Source organism: Paraflavisolibacter caeni (assembly GCF_025628885.1).
GTDB classification, from domain to species: Bacteria; Bacteroidota; Bacteroidia; order Chitinophagales; family Chitinophagaceae; genus Flavisolibacter; species Flavisolibacter caeni.
Genome location: NZ_JAOTIF010000006.1, coordinates 26,037 through 48,475, shown reverse-complemented (window position 1 = coordinate 48,475; position 22,439 = coordinate 26,037). Strand labels below are relative to the sequence as shown.

Here is a 22,439-nt window from a genome sequence, read left to right as displayed (position 1 = left end):
GCGTTGAGGGCAGCTATCCAAAGCTCTTGACTTGCTTTTCGCCCTGATAATTTCTCTTCCTTTACGAACTAATTGCTGTATAGTAGGCATTACAAACCTTTTATTTTTGGGACGGCAAAGGTAACGGCCAAAATGTGAATAACCAAATATTCAATTTCTAATTTCTCAAAAATATTTTCCTTTTTTTCAAAAATAAACTGGTTTTAACAAATTATCTGAGTCTCTTCTGATTGAAAAAGAGGATGAATTTGAGGGATATTATTCAATATGTCCACGAGCAATTTTCTTCTTTTGGGAATATTGGACAGTAATAATTGTTATTAATTAATATCCATCGCCGGGGCAAATCTTTCCAAAAAAGGATCAGGGTTTAGTTTTTGAAGTTGAAACAACAATAAACATTCATCAAAACTTCAATTTATGGCTATTAAATGGAAGATCGATCCTGCGCACAGCGAAATCCAGTTTAAGGTAAAACACCTGATGATTACCACTGTAACTGGATATTTCAAAGAATTTGACCTGGAAGTTGAAACGGAAACAGAAGATATTCATACGGCGAAACGTATTGAATTTACGGCTGATATTGATTCAATTGATACTAATAATGCACAAAGAGATACACACCTGAAGTCAAGTGATTTCTTCAATGCAGAAGAACATCCACAATTAAAGTTCGTGGGCTTGAATTACTCAGCTGATGGAGACACGGCTACACTTAGAGGACAATTGACCATCAGGAATATTACAAAGCCTGTATTGCTCAATATAGAATATGGCGGACAGGTAGTTGACCCTTATGGCCAAACCAAGGCAGGGTTTACCGTTGAAGGCAAGATTAACAGGAAAGATTTTGATCTTACATGGGATGCGGTTACGGAAGCAGGCCAGGTTGTTGTGAGTAATGAGATCAAACTTCATGCAGAGGTACAACTGGTGAAACAAGGATAGATTGAATGACGAATAAAAGGAGGATCATCTGATTAAAGCTGCTGTTCCTTTGCGGAAATAGGATTTACCATTGTAATCCACGGCTTTTACCAGCCACACATAGGTACCAGAAGCCTGCTCCTTACCATTAATCCGGCCATCCCATCCATTGCCGTTTTCAGCAGTGCTAAATACGGTTTGCCCCCATCGGTTGTATACGATAAACTGTTCAATACGCTGTATTCCCACTGCAATAGGTCTTAGTAGATCGTTCCGTCCATCATCATTTGGAGTGAATGCATTGGGAACATATATATAAGGCCCTTTTTGAAATACTTTGACTGTAATAAAGGCGGAATCTGTGCAGCCGGCTTCGTTTGATACCAGTACTTTATATAACTGCCCCTCACTGGGTTCATAATAAACAGCAACTGGATTAGAAACATCAGTTGCCGACAAATTGGAAGCGGGAGACCAAGAGTAACTTTCTCCTCCTTTGGCTTGCAGCTGTAAAGGCTGACCAACCGACACAGCTGTATCTCTTCCGGCTGAAGCGTTTATATCGGGCAATACTGTAATGACCACAGTATCCAGTCCAGCTTTTGGACATCCCTTTGAATCATAAACAGAAAGTGTATAAGCTGTAGTGTTTTTCGGGCGAACAGTTGGATGTAGGGTATTGGCAGCATTCATTCCAATAGCCGGAGACCAGACTGCATTATTTCCATCCATGCTGCCAGACAGTTGGGCCGATGTGGCAAAACATATGGTTGTATCATTGCCTGCATTTGCATTTGGATAGGGAACAGTTTTTACCAGGATCCTATCTGAGGCAGAGCAACCACCAATTCGGGCAGTTACTTCATAGGTTGAAGTAGCATTGGTGACAGCAAGTGGATTTTTTGAAAAAGCATCATTCAGTTGTTCTGCAGGCGTCCAGGAATAAGATAAACCATCTGAAACCACCCCTAGTCGAATTTCATCTCCCTGACAAATCGTAGTATCATTCATGGCCTGCACATTTACTTTACTGACCACGTTTACGGTTACTGAATCGCTATTCAGGCAGCCTCCGTCATCCAATTCAACAAAATAGGTAGTAGTTGCATGGGGAGTCACTGTTGGTGAATTTGTGGTACTACCCGTAATGTTAGATTGCGGGGACCATTTAAAAAGGCCACCCCCTATTGCGTGAAGCGTTAACTGATCGTTTATACAAATGACCGTATCGCGAAAAGCAAGGCCCAAAGGAGGTTTATCAACTATTGAAACAGCCTTACTGATCGTATCTACACAGCCATTTGTATTGGATACGATCAGCTGTACATTTTTGACTCCAATACCAGAATAGGCATAACTAGGATTCTGCAGGGTTGATATGTCATCACTGAGATCGTTGTCACCAAAATCCCAGGTCCACTTGTACGCCGCTCCATAAACTGATGTAGTAGCATCGCTGAACCTGGTTGGCTTTTTAGAACAGATACCATTGACTTCAAAGCCAGGCTTAAAACCAGGATAAACCCTGGCCACCGATGTAATTGAGTCTGAACACTCCTGGCCCCGGTTGATGATTAGTTTAATTTTGTACAGGCCAGTATCGGAGAAAGTATATACAGGATTGGAAGAGGATGATGAGAAGACAGGTGTGCCCTCCTGGTCAGAAAACTCCCAGTAATAAGTTTGAATTAATGGACTGTAAGCACGGTTGTTGAGGGCTAATGTTTTAGAATCATCGCAAAGCTGGTACTCTGGCAGTAAGGATGCGGCAGCGATGGTGCAGGATGTGATATTTATCTGCAAGTCTTTTCTCTGTAATGCGATTACTTTACCATTGCGAATTTCTTCTACGCAAACTGTAACCACGTAAGTGCCGCTAGCTGGTGCAGTACCCTTGATCATACCAGTTTTAGAGTCTATTGTAACTGTATTACCCAAGGGAGAAGAGCCGGTAAATGCCGTGCCCTCGTAAGGAACAGATAAGAAAGGAGGTGGAGAGGCAGGATTACTAGTACTTCCCCCACCAAAAGAACCACCCTGATATGCATTGCAGAATGAATAACGCAGTTCGTCACCATCAAGATCCTCGGCTGCGAAGCTGTAGTTGAATGAATTATCAGCACAAACTACAACCATGTCGTCGCTATTGAACCGTGCACTATTATTTTGTGGTGCTGTCGCCATGGTGGTTGTAGATGGGATTTCAGCGGTAAATGTAGCACCTACATTCCCATAGCCACTACTCAGGTTACTAATACCATTGATTCGAAAAACAATTTGGAGCGCAATAAGATATCCATCCGGAGAACCCGGCAAAGAAAGGTCAAAGTTGTAGTAGGCTAAATCGTAACAAACATCCGGGGGATTTGTAATGCATTTATTGGTGTTGGATAATTCAAGCCGCCCTGAATTGGCAAGGGGAACAGCAAGATCCTTAATACGACTGTTGGTTGCTTTATCAAAAACAGAAATAATTGCAGGATCGGGAAACTGCCTGTTTCTATGGCAATCTTTAAACAGTTTTGCTGTAATCCTGTATTGATATACGCCACCCGATGCTCCTAAAAAAGTATAGTACATTTCCCCCCCGGTTATATGGTCGGCCTTAGCTGCCAACCAAATACCCAGGCTAACAAGTAAGCAGACAATACTTCTCTTCATGAAACCAAATTTTCAGAATAATAAAATGGTCACACTACTCTATAAATAGATATTACTGTCTTGAATCTGAGGAATACATGAATATACGTTTTCTTTTGCACAAGGTGTCTTCCATTTTAACTCAATTAGAAGTTTAGTTAACCCGTGTAATGAAGTAGAAGTCCTTGACGCTACCGCCATAAATCATACGAACATCACTTAGTGGTTCTGGCCAGAATGGTAATTACAAAATGGTATAATTTCACAATACTTTGCATAAAAAACTATTGGTTATCAATGTACTCAAAACAAGAAGCGGCAAAACTGAAAGAGGAGTTCTGGACAGCATTCGGTCAATATATGGCACCGATTTTATCAGCAGATGGAGAGAAAATAAACTGGATCAACTATAAAACAGGAGAAAAGCACATTCAGTTCCGGATGCATGCGGATAATAAAAAAGCATCGATTGCCATTGAACTGTCACATCCCGATCCTGGCATACAGCTGTTATACTTTGAGCAATTTATCCAGTTAAAGAATGTTTTTCAAAGTATTGTTGAAGAAGAGTGGTTCTGGAACCAACATGTAACCAATGATCACGGTAAAACGATCAGCCGGATCTATCATGAAATAACTGGTGTGAGCATCTTCAAAAAGGAAGACTGGCCGAAATTGATTTCATTTTTCAAACCCAGGATCATCTTACTTGATGAATTTTGGAGCAATGTGAAATACAATTTTGAGGCACTCCGGTAATCTTCTGGAAGCCTACAGGGTAATAATTAACGAAATAATCAAGAAAAAGGGAAAAATTACAGCGAATGAACAGGAAAATGAAGAATTATTCGTTTTCCTTAGCTCTGTGGCAAATGAGCTCAATTGAAAAGCTAAAAGCCAGGCCAAATGCTAATGCCTCCCATAGAGATTGTCTTTTGATGACAGCAACGAAAATCATTACGAGGCAAAACAAGCTAGCCATCACAGTCAATGCGTTCTTCTCAGTTAGATACTTTTTCATATTCTTGGATATTTGTAAAATATATAAGGGTAAATGAGACGACAAAATTAGTTTTTGATAGAAAACAACCACTTATACATCGTCCAACTGGCTAAAAATATCGTCTAAAATATTGTTAAAGCAAATTTTAATATAAAGCCGCACCATCCCGGGAATCATATCCTTGTAGGTGCGTGTTTATGATTCACAAGATGTGTAACCTATTTCAGAAAGGCTGGAAAAGCCCTATTTGACAGAAACTAAAGAGCGGTTAAGAATGCTCATGTTTTCTTATAATAAAAACATTTCTATTCTCCGGAGATTCTTCATAGACATACCTGTGGAAGGGAGGAAAAAAACCAACCGGCATCTCTCCTGAATGTAAATCTTCAGGTGGCGGTGGTTGATCTAATTCGTATGAGGTTACATCACTGGCAATTTCCCGAGTTTTTCCATCTAAGGGCCCGCCAACAAATTGAACTGTCTTTGTGTGTGCCATGCTCTTAATTTATTGAAATTTACTTTAAAATTTTTATTGTTTCAAGGATTTGGTCCTGAAGATTTCACCCCTTGATTATTAATTGAAGAGGCTATAAATAAAAAAACCTCAGCAAGAAAACTGAGGTGTGGATTTATTATGAGAAAAATTGCACTAAGGATGAGGCTAAATTGCCTTGCTAAACAGCTGTTTTTCGGTATTCATTTCGTTTCTCAATAGGTATAAGTCAAATGCACTACACACATTTCGTATGAAATAATGCCCTTGAGCGGTTAATTGCACGCCATCTTCATTCCACTCAATCAAACCATCTGCAGCCAGAGCTTCCAGCTTAGGGAAAGTATATTGACGCAGTAGAGGCAGGTGTTCAGGCTCGAACCTGGTAGCTGCACGACAGCTGATATCCAGGATGTACTTGCGAAAAGCAGCATCTTCGGCATTTAGCAGGTAACCCCTTTTAATTGCCAATCGTTTTTCATTGATTCTTTTATAATAATCATGTATAGTTTTTTCGTTCTGAACATAAGCAACACCAGCATCAGATATGCTGGAAACGCCCAAACCGAGTAACAATCCTGTTTGCTGTGTTGTATATCCCATAAAGTTGCGATGCAGCCTTCCATCCAATCTTGCCTTGTATAGATCATCATGGGGCAATGCAAAATGGTCCATTCCTATATCCGAATAGCCATTAGCCATCAGCATTTGCTTTCCTTTTAAATACAGCTGAATTTTATCAGCTGCAGAAGGAAGGTGACTTTCATCAAACAGGCGTTGAGCCTTACTTGTCCAGGGAACGTGTGCATAGCTGTAAAAGGCAATGCGGTCTGGCTTTAATTCAAGCACCTGCCTGATTGTTCTTTCAATACTTTCAAGCGTCTGAAGAGGCAACCCATAGATAAGGTCGTAATTGATTGAAGTAAAACCAATTCTACGGGCATTTTCTGTTGCTTTGATCAGATTTTCAATAGGTTGAATGCGATTTATTACACGCTGCACTTCAGGGTCGTTGTCCTGAACACCAAAGCTAATCCGGCGGAAACCCTGGGCATATAATACCTTTAAATGCTCAACGGTTGTATTGTTCGGGTGCCCTTCTACACTAAATTCATGATGAGGGTGCACAATACTATCCTTCAAAAGGATGCCCATCAACCGCTGCAGATTAGCAGGGGAAAAGAATGTAGGCGTTCCTCCACCTAAATGTACTTCCCTGATTACGGGAGTCTGGTTCATCAGTTTCCGGTAAAGTTTCCATTCTTTCTCCAGCACGCCCAGGTACTCTTCCTCTACACTATGGTTTTTTGTAATCTTTTTATTACACCCACAATATGTGCACAACGACTCACAAAATGGCAAGTGTATGTACAGGCTAATACCACCAATAGCATTTTGCTCATCAAAACGCTTTCTGAATACATTGATCCAGTCTTCAGCAACTAGTTCCTCTTTCCAGAAGGGCACAGTAGGATAGCTCGTATACCGAGGAACGGGCTGGTTATATTTTCGAATCAATAAAGGATTCACTTCTTCGTTTTGCATAGCGTTATACCGTTAGTCTTTTTGTATAGCTTACTCATTATAAGAAAAGTTGCATCCCTATCATGTCAAAAAATAACGAGAACGAAACAATTGAGACTATAAGAACTGCCACACATTTCACTCTTGCGCACCACTTTGACTATAATGGAAAAATCAGCTTTAATTATTCATTAGTGAGTTTTGCCAAAATCTAAAGGTGATCAAAGGTAAAATGAAGTAATAGGGAGTTGAATGATTACAGTTAACCATTCACAGGACATTTATCATAACTCATCGAAACGAATGTTTTTTAGAAAGATTTATAAAAATTCAGAGAGTTATGATAGAAAGATAATTTTAATATTTAGATTATGATCTAAGTCGGATTAAATCTATACTCACCCTAGTAACACCTTACTAAGGATGAGTATAGGTATGATATCTAATTTGTTGCTGGCTGTTATACAATTAATACATAAGGTGTTTCAGGCGATTCACATCACTTACGACGATCTTTCCACCTTTTATATCAATCAATTTCTCTGATTTGAAATCGCTAAGTGTCCGTATCAAAGACTCAGTAGCGGTACCAACATACTGAGCAATCTCTTCCCTGGATATCTCAATAGGGTTCTTTTCGTCAGCTGTATTGAATTTGGCATTGATATCGACTAGCGCCTTAGCTACCCTTTTCCGCAGAGAGCTATAAGCCAGGCTCAGCAGGCGCTCTTCTTTTTCTTTAACATTCTGGGTAATAATGCGAATGAATTTTGCAGCAATACTTACGTCGCTGTAAATCATCTGTAGGAAATCCTCTCTTGGGATCTGCATGATCTCTGCGTCTTCAATAACTGTGGCGCTATCGTCATAATTTTTATCTTCGATCAAGGCAGAATAACCAATAAAATCGCCGGCACTATGTAAATCTGTAATATATTCTTTACCATCCTCATGGGTCTTGTGCCCTTTTACTTTGCCGCTTACCAAGTAATATAGAAAACGAGGGCGTTTGCCTTCCTGGTAGAGCGCCTGCTTTTTATTATACTCTTCCACGTCGTACTGGTCTGACAACTGTTTCAGCACGCCAGTATCCTTAATATCCTTCACAAATTGTGATAGGCCCTGGGGAGAAGGAGGGTATTTTTGATCGAGAATCTCGGATTTTTTTAATCTTACTTCAATTGCATTCAGCAGTTCGATATCTTCAAAAGGCTTGGTCACATAGTCATCGGCCCCCATTTCCATACCCTTTCTAAAATCACTTCGTTCAGTCTTAGCAGTAAGAAAGATAAATGGAATATTTTGTGTATCCGTATTCTTACGCAAAAGATGCAGTACACCATAACCGTCCAATTCTGGCATCATAATATCGCAGACAATAAGGGATGGTTTCTCTTTCACAGCTATATCCACTCCTTGTTTACCATTGGCAGCTGTGAGTGTTTTGTACCCGGCAAGCTCCAAGATTTCAGCCGTATTTTCTCTTAGATCGTTGTTGTCGTCAATTACCAGAATTGTCTTTGCCATTGTTGTCATGTTTAATGGGGAAAGTTAAAGTTATCGTTGTGCCTTGATGCAATTGGCTCTGCAAATGTAATGTTCCGCCCAACAAATCGGAATAGCGCTTTACAATATGGAGCCCCAAACCGGTGCCCTGGATATTGAGCGCATTTTTTCCACGGAAGAAAGAAGAGAACAAGTGTTTCTGGTCTTCATCAGAAATTCCAATTCCTTTATCCTGGACGGAAATGCTGGCATTTTCGCCATCCACCTTACTTCTTACGCTAATAGTGGTATGGGGGTCGGAAAACTTAATTGCATTACTAATCAAATTGATCAATATATTTTTCAAAAGTTTTTTATCACTTTCAACAATACTGTCGCCAATATACTTATAATCTATAAACTGTCCTTCTTTTAAAAGGCCTTTTAGATCGTCTATAGTGTCACCTACCACCTCAGGAAGATTAAAAGTAACGAACTCCGCTCCTACTTTTCCTTCATCAAGTTTACCCAGGGACAAGAAATCTTCTAACAAGTCGTTCAGGTGCTTTACAGACTCTTTTATTCTTGTTATATGCTTATCACGATTTGCCTGTTGTTCAGTAGTGGTATATTTTGATATCAACGAAGCCGAGGACAGCACAGCACTTAAAGGAGTCCGGAATTCGTGTGAAGCCATGGAAACAAAGCGGCTTTTAATTTCATTTAACTGTCTTTCTTTATCTAAAGCTTCACTTAACTCGGCCTGAGATTGTTCTAATCTCTGCAAAGCTTCTTTCAATATAATAGTACGTTCTTCCACCTTAGCCTCGAGCTCAGCATTTAATTTGCGAACGTCATTAGTTACCTTTTCAAGCTGCTTTTGTTGCTTGAGCATGCTTTGCTCTATCTCTTTCCGGTGCGTAATATCAACAATAAAAGCAATCACGTATGAGTTATCCTGCTGTGTATAGGGGCTTAAACTCACCTCAACAGGGAAATTATCGCCCGTCTTTTTTTGTCCAAAAAGGTCTCTGCCGGAACCCATTGTCCGGTTTGAAGGCTTACTGTAATAGCCATCACGAAGTTGCGTATGTCCAAGGCGGTACTTTTTGGGAAGTAGAACTTCGACGGGTTGACCGATTAATTCTTCAGCCACATACCCGAACATTCGCAATGCAGAAGGGTTTACCAGGATAATTTCCCCCTTATTATTAGTTAAAATAATACCCTCAGTGGCATTCTCGAACAAAGAAGTCATGTGCGATTTATGGAACTGCATGCGGTTAAATAGGCTTTTGATGTATAATACAATCAGAGTTGTGAACAAAACTAACAATAGAATGAAAAAGTGTTGCATCCATGAACCAAGAGAATGATATAAAAATATATCCCATATCATGAAACCCAACACAACCAGGCTGCTCACGAGCCCCGCAATAATTGTAGACTGTTTATCCTGAACGAAGACAGAGAGGAAAACTACGACTAATAAACCGCTTAAAATAATGGATTGGCCTGTAATAAAAACCCTTGACAGGATGGTAATCAGAAAAACGCTTGCGGCATATATACTTGCCTGCTTACTTGAAAGTTGTGGCAGTGAGACTATCAAATCAGAACACTTTATGCAAACTTATAGACTAAAATGGTATCTAAGATTTAAAAATAGAAGACCTTATTTATTATATTATTTATCTATATCAGACAATAACTCTTTCTCCATCCCAATAGCTTTAGGGAAGAGCACATTGTCTTCCAGGCGCTTATGCTGCAACAGGTCAGCATCAAACTCTTTCAATTTATTATATAATACCTGGTGATTAGGACAAACATCATCATTGTATGTATAGTTATTTGCAGATTTACGGAGTTGGAGTAACAGGCTGAAAATGCGTTTGTGCTCTGTTTCAATGATCAAGCTCAGGGGCTTACTTAATGTACGAACAAAAAGACTTCCATATATTTCCTTTCGCTTGAAGGTTGTACTCACCAGTTTTAGGTAGGGAAAGATGCTATCTTCTTCATGATCAATGTGTTCGGACAATTCAGCAGCCAGATCAATAAATGCTTCTTCAACTTCATGCAGGTAAGGGTATTTATCCCCATGTGATGATGCAAAGGCCTTTAAACCAGCACTAAGTTCTGGCATTGTTTGCTTGATGTAAGCATGGTGTACATTCAGTATATAGTCCACCAGGAACTCAATGGACCAATCTTCAAATTTCACTGTAGGAGGCAAACTAATAGGATTAGTTACATTTTCCAGTTCTTTTTCTACTGAATCAACATTAACGTTGTGTAATTGGCAAGCTTGCTGCAGCGGCAAGTTTCCGCCGCAGCAAAAATTAATTCCATATTTATTGAATACCTCAGCAGTGCGATAGTCCTTCCGCACAATATCTGAAACGGTCATGTGATATCGTTTTAGTGGTGTTTCGTTCATAATTCAAAAGGACGATAATGCCCTCTTTAATTCATAAATGACAGCAATCGTGTTTATATAACTTCAATAACAACAAATATTCAGATTGAAATATTTGAAGTCTGATTTATTATTGTGAAATCTCAGCCTTCTTTTGCAGCAAATCCTCTACATCAAGGGTGCAAATGCTTTTTATGAATTCTTCTTTGTCTTCAGTAAGCAAATCAGAAATCAAAGTTTTTTCCAGTACATCCTTCATTGCCATTTTAATTTCTACCATCTTGTCGTGAAGCGGGCATGGCTTCTCAGAGTTACATTCTCTTAACCTTAATACACAATTATTAAAAGAAGTCAATCCATCGGTAATTTCAACAACTCTAAAAATTGAAGTGGACAAAGTTTGAGGGTGCAAGGAAAATCCTCCATGAGGTCCTTTTGCAGAAATCAGCAAATTTTCCTTCACTAACCGCTTCAAAATCTTCCCTTCAAAATGCCTAGGCATTGCCAATTTCTCAGCTACTTCATCTGCCTGAATTTTCCTGTCTTCATCTTGCAGCAGCGCTATATATAAAATGCTGCGCAAGGCGTACCCAAATGATTTGGAAAAGATCATAATTCTAAGTTTTAAAGGTCATTTTTCAACAAGCAAGAGAATCGATCACGAATCTAACAGGCCGCTGAACAAATGACATTTTTAAGTCATAACACAATAGCATTAACTTAAACCAGATAATCTCTCTAATCATTGTCCATTTGCCTGCCTTAGGCTCAACAAAATCTATAAAAGATATACTTAGCCAAAAATATTTTTCAAAAATAAATATGTCCACCTCCCTAAAAACCTGATAAAGATCATTTTGCTCTTTGATGATGCTCACAAGTAGCATTAATCACCCCAGATACTTTTGAGCCACATAAGAGACATAAATATCTCTTTTAACTCCTAGGGCGTCCGCCAGTGAAACTTAAGTAACCTAAAAAGTGTCGAAAACATAGTATATGCTTTGTTCATCGAAGAGCTAATAAGGGATTGAAAACCAGCAGAATGAATTGTTGCTCGTAGATATATCAACCATCTGCCAGCAGCAATAGACCAATTATTAATTGTAAACAGACACTAAGAAAAACAAATGAGAAAGATCAAAATTGTAACCACAGCTCTTCTATTTGCAGGGTCATTATCGATGTTTTCTTGTTCAGAAAACAAGGCCCAGGAACCGGAAACTAGCCAGGAACCTGCAACAAAAACAGCCGAAGCAGCAACTGCTGCATTGTCCATGCCAGAAGTTCAACTAAGCACCCCATTAAATCAGGAATGGGTAACAACAGGGAAAGGTCTTTATGAAATGAAATGTCAATCATGCCACAAGCTAACCGATGAGAAATTGGTGGGCCCAGGTTGGAAAGGTGTTACCCAAAGACGCCAAGCCGGCTGGATCTTGAATATGATTACGCATCCGGATGAAATGCTAAATACTGATGGTGAAGCGCAAAAACTCCTTGAAATATGCCTGGTAAGGATGCCAAACCAGAACGTAACACAAGATGAGGCCCGTCACATCATTGAATTTATGCGCAGTAACGATGGCGTAAAATAATCTCTTCATTTTCAACAACATATAAATTTTATGAAAGTCAACTCCTCAAAACTCTTCATCCTGACAGCATCTGTAGCTGCCTTAACAAGTGGGTTACAGAGCTGTAATTCCAGTTCTGCAGGCAGTGCTTCAACTAACGATGCAGCCTCAAAAGTTTATGTTGCCCCGGGTAAACACGATGAATTTTATAATATCGTTTCTGGCGGCTTTAATGGCCAAATGAGCGTTTATGGAATTCCATCCGGGCGCATGTTTCGTATTATTCCTGTTTTTTCGCAACATCCGGAAAACGGATATGGCTTTAGCGAAGAATCAAAACCCATGTTGAACACATCTCATGGCTTTGTGCCCTGGGACGACCTTCACCACATTGCTCTTTCAACTACTAATGGCGAGCATGACGGCCGTTGGGCTTTTGGTAATGCAAATAATACCCCACGGATTGGCCGGGTAAGTCTGAGCACTTTCCGCACAGAGGAAATCATTGAAATTCCTAATAGTGCCGGTAACCACTCCTCTCCTTTTATTACAGAAAACACAGAGTATGTTGTAGCAGGCACCCGTTTCTCAATCCCGTTGGACAATAGTAATACTGATGTACCCATCAACACCTATAAGGACAACTTCAAGGGCACGATTTCTTTTATAGCTGTTGACCAGGCTACTGGCCACATGTCTATCGACTTCCAGTTGCTCTTACCTGGTGTCAACTTTGACCTGGCGCGTGCCGGTAAGGGGCCCTCTAAAGACTGGTTCTTCTTTAGCTGCTATAATTCTGAAAAAGCAAATACGCTCCTGGAAGTAAATGCGTCAGCTAAAGACAAAGACTTTATCATGGCCGTGAATTGGAAAAAGGCCCAGGAATATGCACGCGCAGGTAAAGGCAAGAAAGTACCTGTGAAATATGCTCATAATGTATTGGATGAAAAGACCCATACTGCCACTTCTACAATGATCAATGAAGTGCTCACTTTGGATCCAAAAGACTGTCCTGACATGGTATATATGATGCCTTGTCCCAAGAGCCCACACGGAACCGATGTTGATCCAACAGGCGAATACATTGTTGGTTCGGGAAAATTAGCAGCTACTATTCCTGTATTTTCATTTGCTAAGATTCAACAAGCAATTGCCAGCAAAAATTTCGATGGCAGCTACGACGGTATCCCAGTACTGAAATATGATGCTGTTCTGCATGGCGAGGTACAAAAGCCTGGTCTCGGACCTTTGCATACGGAGTTTGATGGAAAAGGCAATGCATATACATCTTTCTTTGTTTCTTCAGAAATCGTTAAATGGGACATTAAGAGCCTTAAAGTGTTGGACCGCGTACCTACTTATTACTCAGTTGGCCACCTGTCGATTCCTGGCGGCCCCACTAAAAAGCCGTGGGGTAAATATGTGATTGCTTACAATAAGATCACTAAAGACCGTTACCTGCCCACAGGTCCTGAGTTGACACAAAGTGCGCAATTGTATGACATCAGTGGCGAAAAGATGAAGCTATTGCTGGATTTCCCAACTGTTGGTGAGCCGCACTATGCAGAATCTATTCCAGCTTCACTTATTATGAATAATAGTAAGAAGATCTATAAAATAGAAGAAAACCAGCATCCGTATGCAGCAAAAGGAGACAATCAAACAAAAGTAGAACGCAAAGGCAATGAAGTGCATGTTTCTATGACAGCCGTTCGTTCACACCTGACTCCTGATAATATCGAAGGTGTTAAACTCGGGGATGTAGTTTACTTCCATGTAACCAACGTTGAACAGGATTGGGATGTACCGCATGGTTTCGCTATCAAAGGCGCTAATAATTCAGAGATCCTGATTATGCCTGGTGAAACACAAACGCTGAAATGGCAGCCCGACAGAATTGGTGTATTCCCGTTCTATTGCACCGACTTCTGTTCTGCATTGCACCAGGAAATGCAAGGATACATCCGCATATCACCTGCCGGTAGTAATGTTGCACTTACATATAGCACAGGTACCAACCTGCCAGCTGCTACTGCAACCAGTACGCCAGCAACGACCCCAAAATCATCTAAATAAAAAAAAGCAGAGCAGCCTTATAAGGCTGCTCTGTTCTATACTAAAACTAAATAAAATTGATTGCATTATATGAAAAAGATCATCAATTGCTTATCAATATTAATAATCGCTTTATTTGCCTTTGCTTGTAATGCTTCAACCAATGAGGCACAATCATCAACAGAAAATACAGAATCTGTTGGCGGACAATCTGCTGTACAGGATGACGAATCGCAAAAAGATATTGTAAAAGTTGCTGCTTCATCCAAAGACCACAGTACGCTAGTTGCAGCAGTGAAACAAGCAGAATTGGTAGATGTTCTTTCAAATGCAGGTCCATTCACAGTGTTTGCTCCTACCAATGCAGCCTTTGAGAAATTACCCAAGGAAACGCTGAATGCGTTGATGAAAGATGATAAAAAGTCCGAACTTCAGGATATCCTTCAATATCATGTTTCCGTGGGTGTGTTTAAACCTGAGATGTTGCAGGACGGACAAGTAATCAACCAAGCGAACAGCAAGAATATTACCATCAGCAAGAAGGATGGAAAATTGATTGTGAATGGAACAGCAACTATCATTGCGAGCATACCTGCATCGAATGGTATCATTCATGTGATTGATGGGGTTTTGCAACCACAGTAGATAAGATTTATTGTTGTCATTTTCATCATACAGCTTCCAGGGCTCACTACTCCCTGGAAGCTTTAAAAGAAAGGTTATGAAAAAGATGAGTCGAATAGCTAGAATTCTTGTTGTAATTGCCTCCCTGGCATTAATTGCCACCATCTTCTTTCCCATTTGGAACATAGACCTCGTTGCACCTCAATATCCGGAAGGTCTCAGTATGCAAATCTGGCTGAATAAGATAACAGGACAGGTGGATATCATCAATGGCCTGAACCACTATATCGGGATGAAGCACATTAAGGCAGAAATGTTTCCGGAGTTTACTTACCTGGTTTATGTAGTTGGTGCTTTTGTGGTGCTAGGTCTTTTAGTAGCCCTTATTGGCAATCGAAATCTATTGCTAGCATTTATATTTCTTTTAATAGCTGGAGGCGTTACTGCCATGTACGACTTTTACCAATGGGGTTACGACTATGGCCACAACCTGGATCCTACAGCTGCTATTCAAGTGCCCGGATTATCCTATCAACCACCATTAATTGGACATAAAAAGCTGTTGAACTTTGATGCCTTCTCGTATCCAGCAAATGGCGGATGGATCATTGTAGCAGCAGGAGCTTTATTTATTGGAGCATGGATATTTGATACTATGCGCAATAGAAGAAATCAGAAAAACCCAAACCAATCGAACAAAAAATACAACCATTTAGCAGTGACGTCAATTGTTATAGCTACAATTTTCACATCCTGCAAGACAGGTCCGGAACCCTTTAATTATGGTAAAGACGGCTGTCATTTCTGTAAGATGACCATCATGTCGCCACAATTTGGGGCAGAGATTATTACAAAGAAGGGCAAAATATTGAAGTTTGACGATATGCATTGCCTGATCAGCGCTTTGAAAAAGGGGGAAGTAAAACAGGAGGATATTGCACAAAACCTGGTGATCAATTATCAGAAAGAAAATGATTTTATCAAAGCGGAAAGTGCAACCTATGTAGTTAGTGATCAAATTCACAGTCCAATGAATAGCAATGCCGCAGCACTAAGTAATGAAAAGGCTGCAGCGGAATTGCAGAAAACAGTAAACGGCCATGTAATGAACTGGCAATCGTTATACAATCAAGTTCAATAATGAAAAATCTTTTCCTGATAGCATGTGTTTTAATGGCGTTGCCAGGGTTATGCCGCACACTGGTTGTGGGAAAGGGACAGACCTACTCAACAATCCGGGAGGCTGTTGCTGCCGCTCAGGACAGGGATACTATTCTTGTTAAAAAAGGAACCTATTATATCAATAATATCGTCATCATCAAATCCATTTATCTAATTGGTGAAAACTACCCCTTGCTACATGGAGCCGACAAATACGAGATCTTTACTGTCAGTGGGAAAGATATAACTATAAAAGGTTTTCATTTTACGAACTCTGGCTATTCTGCCATGAACGATTTTGCTTCAGTGAAAATAATAGACGCAAGCAATATCATTTTTGAAAACAACCGGGTAACAAATGCATACTTTGGCGTACATATAGCCAATAGCCATCATTTTACTATTCGAAGCAATTATTTCAATGGTCTTACCAAATCTGAACAAACTACCGGAAATGGGATTCACCTGTGGAAATGTAACAATGCTTTAATTGAAAACAATGAAATTCATGGCCATCGCGATGGCATCTACTTTGAGTTTGTTACACAATCACTCATCCAGAAAAATTTTAGCGAAGGCAACATACGGTATGGTTTACACTTTATGTTCTCGAATGATAATTGGTATGTAGAAAACACTTTCAAAAATAATGGCGCTGGCGTGGCAGTGATGTATTCAAAGCAAGTGCACATGCTGCTCAATCATTTTGACAGCAACTGGGGCGCAGCGGCTTATGGCTTATTGCTCAAAGAAATCAACGATAGCAAAATTGATAGCAATACCTTTTACCAGAACACTGTCGGCATCTATATGGAAGGCACTAACCGGATCAATGTAACCAACAATGTTTTTAAAGCTAATGGGTGGGCAGCAAAGGTGCAGGCAAGTTGCATGGATAACACATTCTTTCATAACAATTTCTTGTCAAACACCTTTGATGTTGGGACAAATGGCACACTGGTGTTGAATACTTTTAATAACAATTATTGGGACAAATACGAAGGCTATGATTTGAATAAGGATGGCTTTGGAGATGTGGCTTACCACCCGGTCAGCATGTATTCCACCATTGTAGAAAACAGCCCAAATACATTGATGCTTTTGCGCAGCTTTATGGTTTCATTGCTTGACAAAGCAGAACGTGCTATTCCCAGCCTTACACCTGAAAACTTACGCGATGACCAACCGCTGATGAAAGGATTGAAATTGAAAGAAAAAAAATGAAACGATGATCACTATAAAAAACCTACATAAAAAATTTAAAAAGCTGCATGCACTGAATGATGTTAGCGCATCCTTCAGTAGAGGACAGGTGGTGTCATTGATAGGACCTAACGGCTCTGGCAAAACAACGCTGATCAAATCCATTCTTGGCATTGTGAAACCAGATGCAGGCAGCATTTTGTTTGCTGGCAAGTCGATTGACAAGCAGGTGGCCTATAGAGATAATATTGGATACATGCCGCAAATTGGCCGTTACCCGGACAACATGAAGATTGGACAGGTTATAGAAATGGTCAAAAATATCAGGAACCATAAAGACGGCACCTTGGATGATGAGCTGTTTTTTGATTTCAAGATGGATGAAATGCAGGACAAAAACATGCGTAGCTTGTCAGGTGGCACCAGGCAAAAAGTGAGTGCTGTGCTTGCATTTTTATTCAATCCGGATGTATTGATTCTTGACGAACCTACAGCAGGTTTGGATCCGCTGGCAAGTGAAATCCTAAAAGATAAAATTATAAAGGAAAAGAAGAAGGGTAAGCTAATCCTGATAACGAGCCATGTGTTGAGTGACCTGGATGAACTGACTACAGATGTGATGTACCTGCAGGATGGAAAGCTTCACCTGTATCAAACAGTTGAAAACATCAAGCAGCAAACCGGAGAAACGAGGCTGGAGAAAGCCATTGCCCAGGTAATGAAACGCTACCTTAAAGATGGAACAGCCACTATTCCTATGACCGAAAACAGGGAGGCCGACTATGCTAAAGCTATCTAAATATGTTTTGTATGATATCGTGAGGAGTAAAGTAATCATTGCGTATACATTGTTCCTTATGGCCGTTTCCTTCTCATTGTTCCAAATGGAAGATAACAGTGGGAAAGCTGTTTTGAGCCTGTTGAATATTGTACTGATTGTTGTCCCCCTGATCAGCATGGTGTTTTCTACTATTCACTATTATAATTCCTATGAGTTCATAGAACTTATGCTTTCACAGCCGGTAAGCCGGACTAAGATCCTGTTAAGTGAATATTTAGGAACCGCCCTTTCACTATCTTCTTCTTTCCTGATTGGTGTAGGTATTCCTGTTGTACTATTCTATTTTAATAGCACAGGGATATCCTTAGTTTTAACGGGTTGCCTGCTCACCTTTATTTTTACATCCCTTGCTTTCTTTACTTCCGTACAATCCCGGGATAAAGCCCGCGGTATTGGCGCTGCATTGATGTTGTGGTTTTATTTTGCCCTCATATATGACGGACTGGTATTGCTTGTGCTATTTACATTCAGTGATTATCCGCTGGAGAAGCTAACATTGTTACTTTCATCTTTAAATCCTGTTGACTTGGGAAGGATCTTTATCATGCTGAAGATGGATATTAGTGCCCTTATGGGATATACAGGAGCTATGTACAAAGATTTCTTTGGTAGTGGCACAGGAGCATTGTACACCATAGGTATCATGCTGCTCTGGATGATCACACCATTGCTGCTGGCGGTAAGATCATTTAATAGGAAAGACCTGTAAGAGGAAAGACGAATGATTCGAATGTAGAATAACGAATTAAGATAGAGCCTGTTTTAACCAGGCTCTTTTTATTTTTATTCCGTATTAAGCAACGCCGTCTGAATATTGTTTCAGCTTTGCAAGTAGTTCTTTGTTTTCAGGAGGAGTACCAATAGTGATGCGTAGACACCCCTCGCACAGGATCACATTGCTTCGGTTACGAACAATAATTCCATGATCTTTTAAAAAGTTATATATAGATAAAGCGTCAGAAACTTTTGCCAGCACAAAATTGGCATCAGATGGATATACTTTCTCAACCAATGAAAGCTCTTGCAATTCTTTTGTCAATAGTTCTCGCTCGGCAACGATTTCCTTGATCATTGCATTCACGTCATCCAGGTTGTCCAACGCCTTCATCGCTAATTCCTGGGTTGCCTGGTTGATGTTATAAGGCGGCTTTATTTTATTCAGGATGTCTATGATTTCAGGTGAAGCAATGGTCATTCCCAAGCGCAGCGCAGCTAATCCCCAGGCTTTTGAAAACGTTTGCATGATCACCAGGTTGGGATAGTCCTGCAAGTCGGGAATAAAGGAGCGCTGCCTGCTAAAGTTGATGTAAGCTTCATCGATGACAACTAAACCATCGAAGTTATTCAGAATCATCTCCACATCCTCACGTAAAAGGCTATTAGCGGTAGGGTTGTTGGGAGAGCAAAGGAAGATAAGCTTGGTGCGTTCATCCACCGATTCGGATAATGCTTCAAGGTCTAATTGGTAATTTGGTGTCAGGGGCACCCTTTTTAAGGGCACATTATTGATGTTTGCATACACTTCATACATGCCGTATGTTGGCGGACAAATAACAATATTATCCAATTGCGGCTCGCAAAAAGCACGGATGAGCAGATCAATGCATTCATCACTACCATTACCCAAAAGTATATTTTCGGGCTTTACAGATTTGATAGAAGCGATCTTCTTTTTCAACTCCCATTGTAAAGGATCCGGGTAGCGATTGTACCATTTAGTAAGTGGAGAGCCAAAGCTGTTTTCATTGGCATCTAAAAATATTCTTGCCTCACCTTTAAATTCATCCCGGGCGGAAGAATAAGGTGTTAATGCTTTTATATTTTCTCTGACGAGATTGTCAAGGTTGAAAGTAACCACAGATTTGCTGGATTTTATAAAGATGAACAGGATTTATCCTGAAATATTTGTTTACTGTTATAATAACCATGATTGGAATAACTGCCTTTGATTTACCTATTTACAAAGCTTTTTACTCCAAAATAATCTATCAAATTTCCTCCAATCAAGGTTCAGATATCCTTACCCTCACTGCATTAGCATGAGCCTTCAGGCCTTCTGCTTCAGCCATTTCAATCACTGTCTGTGCAATGTTTTTCAGACCATCTTTAGAAAGCTTCTGGAAAGTGATTTTTTTAACAAAGCTATCTACGCTAACACCGCTATAAGCACGGGCAAAGGCATTCGTTGGTAAAGTATGATTAGTTCCACTGGCATAGTCCCCTACACTTTCGGGCGAATAATTTCCAATGAAAACAGAACCAGCATTCGAAATCTTTTCAGCAATTACCTCTGCATCCCTGCAACATACGATCAGGTGTTCTGCAGCATATTCATTCACCATTTCGATGGCATCATCCATTGTATTTACCACAATAGCCTTACTATTATTCAGTGCTTTTTGAGCAAGATCTTTCCTGGGCAATTGCTCCAGCTGCTTTTTCACTTCCTGCAGCACTTTTTGTACCATGGGCTCTGATGTACTCACCAACAACACTTGGCTGTCTACGCCATGCTCCGCCTGTGATAATAAATCGGACGCTATAAAAGCCGGGTTGGCCGTTTCATCTGCAAGGACACAAACTTCACTAGGGCCAGCAGGCATATCGATAGCTACCCCACTTACCTGAATCAATTGTTTGGCCGCTGTAACATATTGATTGCCGGGCCCAAAGATCTTATACACGGCAGGGATACTTTCTGTACCATAGGCCATAGCTGCAATAGCCTGGGCCCCTCCTACTTTGAAGATCTTTTTAATGCCCACCAGGTTAGCTGTAAATAGTATGGCTGGATGCAGCTTACCTTCTTTGTTGCAAGGTGAACATAATACTACTTCTTTACAACCTGCGATAGATGCGGGAATGCCCAACATCAGGATAGTTGAAAACAAAGGCGCAGTGCCACCAGGAATGTATAAACCGACCTTTTCTATACCAACACTTTTTCTCCAGCATTCTATGCCCTGCATCGTTTCAACAGAGCGTGGCTTATGCATTTGAAAAGAATGGAAAGTGAAAATATTTTCTTTTGCCTGTTGAATAGCCTGTTTCAATTCTGTGGTTAACAGAACTTCGGCCTCTTCGATCTCTGATGCACTCACTTGTAACTCTTTCAGCTCTGCACCATCAAACTTTAATGCCAGGCTCCTTAAAGCGGCATCGCCGTTCTGCTTTACCTCGGACAAAATAGATTGAACTGACTGCAAAACAGCTGTATTATCATTATAGGGTCTTTGTAAAAGGCCGTTCCAATCTTGTTTAGAAGGATTATTGAATAACTGCATATTGATGAATGGTGAAATGTCAAATTATTATAATTCCCGAACAGGATTTATACGATCATTTTTTCAATCGGGACCACCAGTATGCCTTCGGCACCAGCGGCTTTAAGTTGCTCTATCTTATCCCAAAACTCATCTTCACTCAAAACGCTGTGTACAGAGCTCCATCCGGTTTCAGCCAGAGGAAGCACTGACGGACTGCGCATGCCAGGTAACAGTTTGATAATCTGAGGTAGAGATTCGTTGGGGGCATTCATCAACACGTACTTATTCCTTTTTGCTTTACGCACAGAACGGATGCGGAACAACAATTGGTTCAGGACTGATTGTTGTTCTTCGGTAAGCTCTTTTGTTCTGACCATTACTGCCTCGCTTTGCAAAATAGGTTCCACTTCCTTCAGGCCATTCATAAACAAAGTAGACCCGCTGCTAACCAGGTCACAAACCACATCAGCCAGGCCAATGCCTGGAGCCAACTCTACCGAGCCGCTGATCTCATGGATCTCCGCATTTACACCATTTTTATTCAAAAAGTCCTGGGTAAGGAAAGGATAGCTTGTTGCAATCTTCTTCCCTTCTAAGAACCGGGCATCACCATATTCATCTGTTTTCTTTACAGCAATGGATAAACGGCATTTGCCAAACCCTAGCTTCTCAACAATATCAACAGATTTGTTCTTTTCATACAGTACATTCTCTCCAACAATACCGATATGGGCCACTCCATCTTCAACATATTGGGGAATATCGTCATCTCGTAAAAAATAGGCTTCAATAGGAAAGTTATCGGCAACACTCTTTAATTGATTGTGGCCGTTTTTAATACCGATGCCGCAATCATTGAGCAGCTTCATTGAATCCTCGTGCAGCCTACCAGACTTTTGAATTGCGAGTTTCAGGACCATTGCTTGAAGGTTTTTGATTTACTTTTTGGTTCAGTTCTTAAACAAAAAAGGCTTACCCGTGGGTAAGCCTCAATTATTTGTACGCACAAAACATCAATGGCTTACCCCTGGAGGCAAGTATGAGCATGATGTGTATGTGCGAAAATTGTCATAATTGTGGCGCAAAATTAAGGGTTGAGAATTTCCCAGCAAAAAAAATCTGAACATGAGCTTGGGGGGTGAACACATTTTACAATTGCCATGTGCTCAAAATTGAGCGGGTGCAAAAAAATTCCTGCTATTTGAGAAACCAATT

At 40.4% G+C, this 22,439-nt stretch carries 20 protein-coding genes; 9 read left to right on the top strand and 11 right to left on the bottom strand.

The genetic code is table 11. The features are described 5' to 3' along the window. Positions 1-420 precede the first annotated feature (420 nt). Complete coding sequence (locus OCK74_RS10245; protein WP_279296941.1) at positions 421-951, top strand: YceI family protein; 531 nt, start codon at positions 421-423, stop codon at positions 949-951. 24 nt (positions 952-975) lie between these two features. Here OCK74_RS10245 and OCK74_RS10240 read toward each other — a convergent pair whose 3' ends face one another. Next, a complete protein-coding gene (locus tag OCK74_RS10240; RefSeq protein ID WP_279296940.1) occupies positions 976-3,591 on the bottom strand; it encodes a PKD domain-containing protein in 2,616 nt (871 codons plus the stop codon). Between the two features lie 276 nt (positions 3,592-3,867). On the opposite strand from OCK74_RS10240, the gene OCK74_RS10235 reads away from it, so the two are divergent. Next, positions 3,868-4,329 (top strand): DUF4268 domain-containing protein, encoded by a 462-nt coding sequence (locus OCK74_RS10235; protein ID WP_279296939.1) that lies wholly within the window; start codon positions 3,868-3,870, stop codon positions 4,327-4,329. An 85-nt stretch (positions 4,330-4,414) separates the two neighbouring features. On the opposite strand, the gene OCK74_RS10230 is transcribed toward OCK74_RS10235, so the two are convergent. The 7 genes from OCK74_RS10230 to OCK74_RS10200 form a co-directional block, all read right to left on the bottom strand. Then, positions 4,415-4,591, bottom strand: coding sequence for a hypothetical protein (locus tag OCK74_RS10230; protein WP_279296938.1), 177 nt, complete (start codon positions 4,589-4,591; stop codon positions 4,415-4,417). Positions 4,592-4,841: 250 nt separating this feature from the next. Further along, positions 4,842-5,069, bottom strand: coding sequence for a hypothetical protein (locus tag OCK74_RS10225; protein ID WP_279296937.1), 228 nt, complete (start codon positions 5,067-5,069; stop codon positions 4,842-4,844). Between the two features lie 165 nt (positions 5,070-5,234). Then, entirely contained in the window at positions 5,235-6,611 is a 1,377-nt protein-coding gene (gene hemN / locus OCK74_RS10220) for an oxygen-independent coproporphyrinogen III oxidase (RefSeq protein ID WP_279296936.1), read from the bottom strand. Between the two features lie 447 nt (positions 6,612-7,058). Beyond that, positions 7,059-8,117 carry a response regulator gene (locus tag OCK74_RS10215; protein WP_279296935.1) on the bottom strand — a complete coding sequence of 353 codons (1,059 nt, stop codon included), beginning with the start codon at positions 8,115-8,117 and terminating at the stop codon, positions 7,059-7,061. Further along, positions 8,092-9,687: a PAS domain-containing sensor histidine kinase gene (locus tag OCK74_RS10210; RefSeq protein WP_279296934.1), complete on the bottom strand. Its 1,596-nt coding sequence runs from the start codon at positions 9,685-9,687 to the stop codon at positions 8,092-8,094. Before OCK74_RS10210 ends, OCK74_RS10215 begins: the two co-directional genes overlap by 26 nt. Before the next feature lie 75 nt (positions 9,688-9,762). Continuing rightward, a complete protein-coding gene (locus OCK74_RS10205; protein ID WP_279296933.1) occupies positions 9,763-10,488 on the bottom strand; it encodes a DUF542 domain-containing protein in 726 nt (241 codons plus the stop codon). A 139-nt stretch (positions 10,489-10,627) separates the two neighbouring features. Continuing rightward, positions 10,628-11,110 (bottom strand): RrF2 family transcriptional regulator, encoded by a 483-nt coding sequence (locus OCK74_RS10200; RefSeq protein WP_279296932.1) that lies wholly within the window; start codon positions 11,108-11,110, stop codon positions 10,628-10,630. A 517-nt stretch (positions 11,111-11,627) separates the two neighbouring features. Between OCK74_RS10200 and OCK74_RS10195 the strand changes: the two genes are divergently transcribed. The 7 genes from OCK74_RS10195 (at position 11,628) to OCK74_RS10165 (ending at position 18,667) form a co-directional block, all read left to right on the top strand. Further along, positions 11,628-12,095 (top strand): c-type cytochrome, encoded by a 468-nt coding sequence (locus tag OCK74_RS10195; protein WP_279296931.1) that lies wholly within the window; start codon positions 11,628-11,630, stop codon positions 12,093-12,095. A gap of 30 nt (positions 12,096-12,125) precedes the next feature. Further along, complete coding sequence (gene nosZ, locus OCK74_RS10190; RefSeq protein WP_279296930.1) at positions 12,126-14,150, top strand: Sec-dependent nitrous-oxide reductase; 2,025 nt, start codon at positions 12,126-12,128, stop codon at positions 14,148-14,150. 69 nt (positions 14,151-14,219) lie between these two features. Next, positions 14,220-14,774 carry a fasciclin domain-containing protein gene (locus OCK74_RS10185; protein WP_279296929.1) on the top strand — a complete coding sequence of 185 codons (555 nt, stop codon included), beginning with the start codon at positions 14,220-14,222 and terminating at the stop codon, positions 14,772-14,774. A gap of 76 nt (positions 14,775-14,850) precedes the next feature. After that, positions 14,851-15,894 carry a nitrous oxide reductase accessory protein NosL gene (locus OCK74_RS10180; RefSeq protein ID WP_279296928.1) on the top strand — a complete coding sequence of 348 codons (1,044 nt, stop codon included), beginning with the start codon at positions 14,851-14,853 and terminating at the stop codon, positions 15,892-15,894. Further along, entirely contained in the window at positions 15,894-17,138 is a 1,245-nt protein-coding gene (gene nosD, locus OCK74_RS10175; protein WP_279296927.1) for a nitrous oxide reductase family maturation protein NosD, read from the top strand. The genes OCK74_RS10180 and nosD overlap by 1 nt, the downstream gene beginning before the upstream one ends. A gap of 4 nt (positions 17,139-17,142) precedes the next feature. Then, a complete protein-coding gene (locus OCK74_RS10170) occupies positions 17,143-17,916 on the top strand; it encodes an ABC transporter ATP-binding protein (RefSeq protein ID WP_279296926.1) in 774 nt (257 codons plus the stop codon). Continuing rightward, complete coding sequence (locus tag OCK74_RS10165; protein ID WP_279296925.1) at positions 17,900-18,667, top strand: ABC transporter permease subunit; 768 nt, start codon at positions 17,900-17,902, stop codon at positions 18,665-18,667. Before OCK74_RS10170 ends, OCK74_RS10165 begins: the two co-directional genes overlap by 17 nt. Positions 18,668-18,751: 84 nt before the next feature. On the opposite strand, the gene hisC is transcribed toward OCK74_RS10165, so the two are convergent. The 3 genes from hisC to hisG all read right to left on the bottom strand — a co-directional run bounded on the left by hisC (position 18,752) and on the right by hisG (position 22,144). Then, positions 18,752-19,816: a histidinol-phosphate transaminase gene (hisC, locus tag OCK74_RS10160; protein WP_279296924.1), complete on the bottom strand. Its 1,065-nt coding sequence runs from the start codon at positions 19,814-19,816 to the stop codon at positions 18,752-18,754. Between the two features lie 145 nt (positions 19,817-19,961). Beyond that, positions 19,962-21,242 (bottom strand): histidinol dehydrogenase, encoded by a 1,281-nt coding sequence (hisD, locus tag OCK74_RS10155; protein WP_279296923.1) that lies wholly within the window; start codon positions 21,240-21,242, stop codon positions 19,962-19,964. 47 nt (positions 21,243-21,289) lie between these two features. Next, entirely contained in the window at positions 21,290-22,144 is an 855-nt protein-coding gene (gene hisG / locus OCK74_RS10150) for an ATP phosphoribosyltransferase (protein ID WP_279296922.1), read from the bottom strand. Positions 22,145-22,439: the final 295 nt, after the last annotated feature.